Raw genomic sequence first — 6305 nt, 5'->3', positions numbered from 1 at the left:
GGTCTTCAGGGGCGCGGGGAACTGCGCGGGCAACCCCCACCGGCCCGCACCCGGCATACGACCGCAGGCCCCACCCCCTAAGGGGCGCGGGGAACTGCGCGACCAGCCCCCACCGGACCCGCACCCGACCGACCCGTCCAGCCGATCAGGCGAGCCGGCCGACCGGACCGTCCGGTCAGGCGGAAAAATGATCGATCAAACGAGTCGGAAACGTCACACGGCACTTTCGGAAGGCCGGGGAAGCGGGCAGGATGAACAGGTTGGCGGCACTGAGTGCCGCCAATAGGCCCAATGGTCGACCCCGAGTGCACTCTCCTGCGCCAAATGGGGGATGGTAGAGACAGTCAGGGCACCTCGAAGAAGAGGCACAACGTCGGTGAGGGATGACGTGAGCGACAACTCTGTAGTACTGCGGTACGGCGACGGCGAGTACACCTACCCGGTGATCGACAGCACCGTCGGCGACATGGGCTTCGACATCGGGAAGCTCCGCGCCCAGACCGGTCTGGTGACGCTGGACAGCGGTTACGGGAACACCGCCGCCTATAAATCCGCCATCACCTATCTCGACGGCGAGCAGGGCATCCTCCGCTACCGCGGGTACCCGATCGAGCAGCTCGCCGAGAGCTCCACCTTCCTCGAAGTGGCCTCGCTGCTGATCAACGGCGAGCTGCCCACGGTCGACGAGCTCTCCACCTTCCAGAACGAGATCACGCAGCACACGCTGCTGCACGAGGACGTCAAGCGGTTCTTCCAGGGCTTCCCCCGTGACGCCCACCCGATGGCGATGCTGTCGTCGGTGGTCTCCGCGCTGTCGACGTTCTACCAGGACAGCCACAACCCGTTCGACGAGGAGCAGCGCCACCTCTCGACGATCCGGCTGCTCGCGAAGCTTCCGACCATCGCCGCGTACGCGTACAAGAAGTCGATCGGTCACCCCTTCGTCTACCCGCGCAACGACCTGGGCTACGTCGAGAACTTCCTGCGCATGACCTTCTCGGTCCCGGCGCAGGAGTACGAGCTCGACCCGGTCGTCGTCTCCGCGCTCGACAAGCTGCTCATCCTGCACGCGGACCACGAGCAGAACTGTTCGACCTCCACCGTGCGTCTGGTGGGCTCGTCGCAGGCGAACATGTTCGCCTCGATCTCCGCCGGCATCAGCGCCCTGTGGGGCCCGCTGCACGGTGGCGCCAACCAGTCGGTCCTGGAGATGCTCGAAGGCATCAAGGCCAACGGCGGCGATGTCGACTCCTTCATCCGCAAGGTGAAGAACAAGGAAGACGGCGTCCGCCTGATGGGCTTCGGCCACCGGGTGTACAAGTCCTTCGACCCGCGCGCGAAGATCATCAAGGCTGCCGCGCACGACGTCCTGTCGGCCCTCGGCAAGTCCGACGAGCTGCTGGACATCGCGCTCAAGCTGGAGGAGCACGCGCTCTCCGACGACTACTTCGTCTCGCGCAACCTCTACCCGAACGTCGACTTCTATACGGGTCTGATCTACCGGGCCATGGGCTTCCCGACCGAGATGTTCACGGTCCTGTTCGCCCTCGGCCGGCTGCCGGGCTGGATCGCCCAGTGGCACGAGATGATCAAGGAGCCCGGCTCCCGGATCGGCCGCCCGCGGCAGATCTACACGGGTGTCGTCGAGCGGGACTTCAAGCCGGTCCAGGAGCGCTAGGCGCTCCACGGCGCTGTGGGTTGTCGACTGCGGGTCCGCCGGTGGCGGGCCGCGCAGTTCCCCGCGCCCCCTACGGGGCCGGGGGCCGACCCGCCCCGCAGAGAGTGAAGCCCGATGTCCCGCAAGGGATGAAGGGCAATCCCGCACGGGATGAAACGCAATGAAGAAGGCGCCCCGCTGCCGGTCCCCCCACGGGCCGGAGTCGGGGCGCCTTCCCATGTCCCGGTGCGGATTCCCCCCACGGGATCCGGCCGGGCGTCTGAAGGCAGCGCCTGAATCGCTGCGAGCAAAACGAGCAGAATGAACAAGAACTCTGCCTACTGCGTACTACCTACCGCGTACTGCCTCCTGCGTGTGCGGTCTGCCGGGACCCGTACGTACGGGAGGGCCGCTCAAAGCTCCCCGTCGTACGTGCCCCGGCAACGCATTTCCAGGAACGTCCCCCAAGACATCCCCAGATGTCAGAAACGCCCCCCAAGACGTGTCTGACATCGTCAATCTAGACTCACGAACCCCTTCGATGGTTACGTTCACATCACTGTGACCTGCGTCTCTTGCGTATGTCCTGAAGATACGCAAGAGCCCCGATATGACTATCGGAGCCCTAGCGTAAGGATGATGCGCGAGCCTTGTGAAGAGCTTATGTGAAGAGGTGTGCCGGACTCTAGGGGAGTCCTACCTCTTCGTCATGAAAATGCCCTGAGGCGCAGGCTGTTCGTCACCACGAACACCGAGGAGAACGCCATGGCGGCTCCCGCGATCATCGGGTTCAGCAGTCCCGCCGCCGCGAGGGGCAGTGCCGCCACGTTGTATCCGAACGCCCAGACCAGGTTCCCCTTGATCGTGGACAGGGTCCTGCGGGACAGCCGGATCGCGTCCGGGGCCGCCCGCAGGTCCCCGCGGACCAGCGTCAGATCGCTCGCCTCGATCGCGGCGTCCGTGCCCGTGCCCATCGCCAGGCCCAGATCGGCGGTGGCGAGCGCGGCGGCGTCGTTGACGCCGTCGCCCACCATCGCCACCGCCCGCCCCTCGGCCTGAAGCCGCCTGATCACGTCGACCTTGCCCTCGGGCAGCACCTCGGCGATCACCCGGTCGGGGTCGATGCCCACGGAACGGGCCACGGACTCGGCCACGGTCCGGTTGTCCCCGGTCAGCAGCACCGGGGTGAGGCCCAGGGCGCGCAGCGCGCGAACCGCCTCCGCGCTGGTCTCCTTGACCGCGTCGGCGACGGTCACGACACCGTGCGCGGTGCCGTCCCAGGCGACGGCCACGGCGGTACGTCCCTCTTCCTCGGCCCGCGTCCGCAGGGCGGCGAGGGACTCGGGCAGCGTGATTCCGGCCTCTTCGAGGAGGCGGGCGCGGCCCACGAGGACCGCGTGGCCCTCGACCGTGCCGCGGACACCGAGCCCGGGCACGTTCTCGAAGCCGTCCACGGCCGGCAGAGCCCCTGTCCGCTCCTCCGCGCCCGCCGCGACGGCCCGGGCGATCGGATGCTCCGAGGCGTGCTCCAGGGCCCCCGCGAGCCGCAGTACGCGCGCCGTGTCGGTGCCCTCGGCCGCGTACGCCTCCTGGAGGGTCATGCGGCCGGTCGTCACCGTGCCGGTCTTGTCCAGGACGATCGTGTCGACGCGGCGGGTGGACTCCAGGACCTCGGGGCCCTTGATGAGGATGCCGAGCTGGGCGCCGCGGCCCGTGCCGACCATGAGGGCGGTCGGGGTGGCCAGGCCCAGGGCGCACGGGCAGGCGATGATCAGTACGGCGACGGCCGCGGTGAACGCGGCGGCCGTGTCGCCGGTGACGCCGAGCCAGACCCCGAAGGTGGCGACCGCGATCAGCAGCACCACGGGGACGAAGATCCCGGAGATCCGGTCGGCGAGGCGCTGCACCCGGGCCTTGCCGTTCTGGGCGTCCTCCACCAGCCGTGCCATCCGGGCGAGCCGGGTGTCGTCGCCGACCCGGGTCGCCTCGACGAGCAGCCGCCCGCCGGCGTTCACGGTCGCCCCGGTGACGGCCGAGCCCACCGTCACGTCCACCGGCACGGACTCGCCCGTCAGCATCGACGCGTCGACGGCCGAGGTCCCCTCGACGACCGTGCCGTCGGTGGCGACCTTCTCGCCGGGCCGTACGACGAAACGGTCGCCCACGGCCAGCGCGCCCACCGGGACGCGGACCTCACGGCCCTCCCGTACGACGGATACGTCCTTGGCGCCGAGTTCCATCAGGGAGCGTAGGGCGGCGCCCGCGCGGCGCTTGGAGCGGGCCTCCAGATAGCGGCCGAGGAGGATGAGCGCGATGACCCCGGCGGCGACTTCGAGGTAGATCGCCGAGGCGCCCTGCTCGCGGGAGACGGTGAGGGAGAAGCCCTCGTCCCGCATGCCCTCCATGCCCGCGTCGCCGAAGAACAGCGCCCACAGGGACCAGCCGAACGCGGCCAGCGTGCCCGTCGAGACGAGGGTGTCCATGGTGGCGGCGCCGTGCCGGGCGTTCGTGTACGCGGCCCGGTGGAAGGGCAGCCCGCCCCAGACGACGACCGGCGCGGCGAGCGTCAGCACGAGCCACTGCCAGTTGTCGAACTGCAGCGCCGGAATCATCGACAGCAGGACGACGGGGGTGGCCAGGAGCGCGGAGACGACGAGGCGTTCGCGCAGTGCGGCCAGTTCGGGGTCACGCGGGTGCGCCGCGTCCTCGTCGGCGGAGGTTTTCCCGTCCGCCGCGGGCTCCGGGGGCCGCGGCGGCGGGGGTTCCTCGGCCGTGTAGCCCGTCCTGACCACGGTGGCGATCAGGTCGGCGACCCGCACCCCGTCCGCGTACGCGACCTTCGCCTTCTCCGTCGCGTAGTTGACCGTGGCGGAGACGCCGTCCATGCGGTTGAGCTTCTTCTCGACGCGGGCCGCGCAGGAGGCGCAGGTCATCCCGCCGATGGTCAGCTCGACCTGCGAGCCGGCCGGTGCTTCGGCGGGTGATCCGGCCTGTGGCGCCGGGTCGGCCGGAGGAGCCGTGGTGCTGCTGCTGGTGCTCGTGCTGCTGCTGGTACCGGTGCTGGTCATGTCCTGCTCCAGGGAACGAACCGGGCCGTACGGAGCCAGTATCAGCTGGTCGGTACGGCCCGGTGTGGAGTGAGGGGAGGCGTCCTCAGGCCTGGCCGGCGAGCTCGAAGCCCGCCTCGTCGACGGCGGCGCGGACGGTTTCCTCGTCGAGCGGGGCGTCGGAGATCACGGTCACCTCGCCGGTGGAGGCGACGGCCTTCACCGAGGTGACGCCCGCGATCTGGGAGATCTCGCCGGAGACCGAGCCTTCACAGTGTCCGCAGCTCATCCCGCTCACCCGGTAGACGGTGGTGACGGAGCCGGGGGTGTCGGTGTGGGCGGTCATGTCGTTCTCCTCGTCGAGACGTATGGGGCGTGTGCGGCGCGTGCGCCGTGGGATACATGAGGCGTGTGTGGCCCACGGGCTCGCACGGTACTCACAGTATACCCCTAGGGGGTACTTTCAAAGGGCTGGGGACAGCGGAGGGGCGGCGGCCATGCGGGCAGTGGTGTTCGAGCGGTTCGGGGAACCGGCCGAGGTACGGGAGGTGCCGGACCCGGCGCCCGCGCCGCACGGCGTGGTGGTGCGCGTCGAGGCCACCGGGCTCTGCCGCAGCGACTGGCACGGCTGGCAGGGCCACGACCCGGGCATCGAACTGCCGCACGTGCCCGGCCATGAACTCGCCGGAACCGTCGAGGCCGTGGGCGCCCTCGTGACCCGCCACCGCCCCGGCGACCGCGTCACCGTGCCCTTCGTCTGCGCCTGCGGAAGCTGCGCCTCCTGCGCGGCGGGCGAGCAGCAGGTGTGCGAGCGCCAGACCCAGCCCGGGTTCACGCACTGGGGGTCCTTCGCCGAGTACGTCGCCCTGGACCACGCCGACGTGAACCTCGTCGCCGTGGCGGACGAGCTGTCCTTCGGCACGGCCGCCTCGCTCGGCTGCCGGTTCGCCACGGCGTTCCGCGCGGTGGTCGCGCAGGGGCGGGTGGCGCCGGGGGAGTGGGTGGCCGTGCACGGCTGCGGAGGGGTCGGGCTGTCCGCGGTGATGATCGCCGCGGCGGCCGGGGCGCGGGTCGTCGCGGTCGACCTCTCGCCCGCGGCGCTCGACCTCGCGCGGCGGTTCGGCGCCGCGCACTGCGTGGACGCGTCCCGCGCCGGCGACACGGCGGAGGCGGTCCGCGACCTGACCGGCGGCGGCGCCCACCTCTCCCTCGACGCCCTCGGCTCCCCGGTCACCTGCGCGGCCTCGGTCGCCGGGCTGCGCCGCCGCGGCCGGCACGTCCAGGTGGGCCTGCTGCCCGAGGACCCGAAGGTGCCGATGGCCCGGGTGATCGGCCTCGAACTCGAACTCCTCGGCAGCCACGGCATGGCCGCGCACGCCTACCCGCCGATGCTGGAGTCCGTACGGGCCGGGCTGCTGCGCCCCGACCTCCTGGTGACCTCCGCGATCCCCCTGGCGGCGGCCCCCGCGGCCCTGGCGGCGATGGGGACGGCGCCGGGGGCGGGCGTCACGGTGGTCGAGCCCTGGGCGTGAGGGCGGCGGGCCACGCGCCGGCGCGGTCGGGAGCGACGGGAACGAGGGGGCCCCGCACGGTGGACGTGC

Annotated in this window: 4 protein-coding genes; 2 read left to right on the top strand and 2 right to left on the bottom strand. The window is 70.8% G+C overall.

Annotated elements, in window-relative coordinates:
• The first annotated feature begins 388 nt into the window (after window positions 1-388).
• Window positions 389-1678, top strand: coding sequence for a citrate synthase (locus tag ACFWGJ_RS40560; RefSeq protein WP_387333976.1), 1290 nt, complete (start codon window positions 389-391; stop codon window positions 1676-1678).
• 686 nt (window positions 1679-2364) lie between these two features.
• Here the strand turns inward: ACFWGJ_RS40560 and ACFWGJ_RS40555 are convergent.
• Together ACFWGJ_RS40555 and ACFWGJ_RS40550 are read right to left on the bottom strand one after the other, a co-directional pair.
• A complete protein-coding gene (locus ACFWGJ_RS40555) occupies window positions 2365-4725 on the bottom strand; it encodes a heavy metal translocating P-type ATPase (RefSeq protein ID WP_387333975.1) in 2361 nt (786 codons plus the stop codon).
• Window positions 4726-4810: 85 nt separating this feature from the next.
• Complete coding sequence (locus ACFWGJ_RS40550) at window positions 4811-5050, bottom strand: heavy-metal-associated domain-containing protein (protein ID WP_387333974.1); 240 nt, start codon at window positions 5048-5050, stop codon at window positions 4811-4813.
• A gap of 151 nt (window positions 5051-5201) precedes the next feature.
• Between ACFWGJ_RS40550 and ACFWGJ_RS40545 the strand changes: the two genes are divergently transcribed.
• Window positions 5202-6236: a zinc-dependent alcohol dehydrogenase family protein gene (locus ACFWGJ_RS40545; protein WP_387333973.1), complete on the top strand. Its 1035-nt coding sequence runs from the start codon at window positions 5202-5204 to the stop codon at window positions 6234-6236.
• Window positions 6237-6305: the final 69 nt, after the last annotated feature.

It is taken from the genome of Streptomyces sp. NPDC060205 (genome assembly GCF_042728395.1).
Classification (GTDB): Bacteria; Actinomycetota; Actinomycetes; order Streptomycetales; family Streptomycetaceae; genus Streptomyces.
The sequence above is the reverse complement of the archived record's forward strand: the minus strand, read 5'-3'. Positions and strand labels throughout refer to the sequence as shown.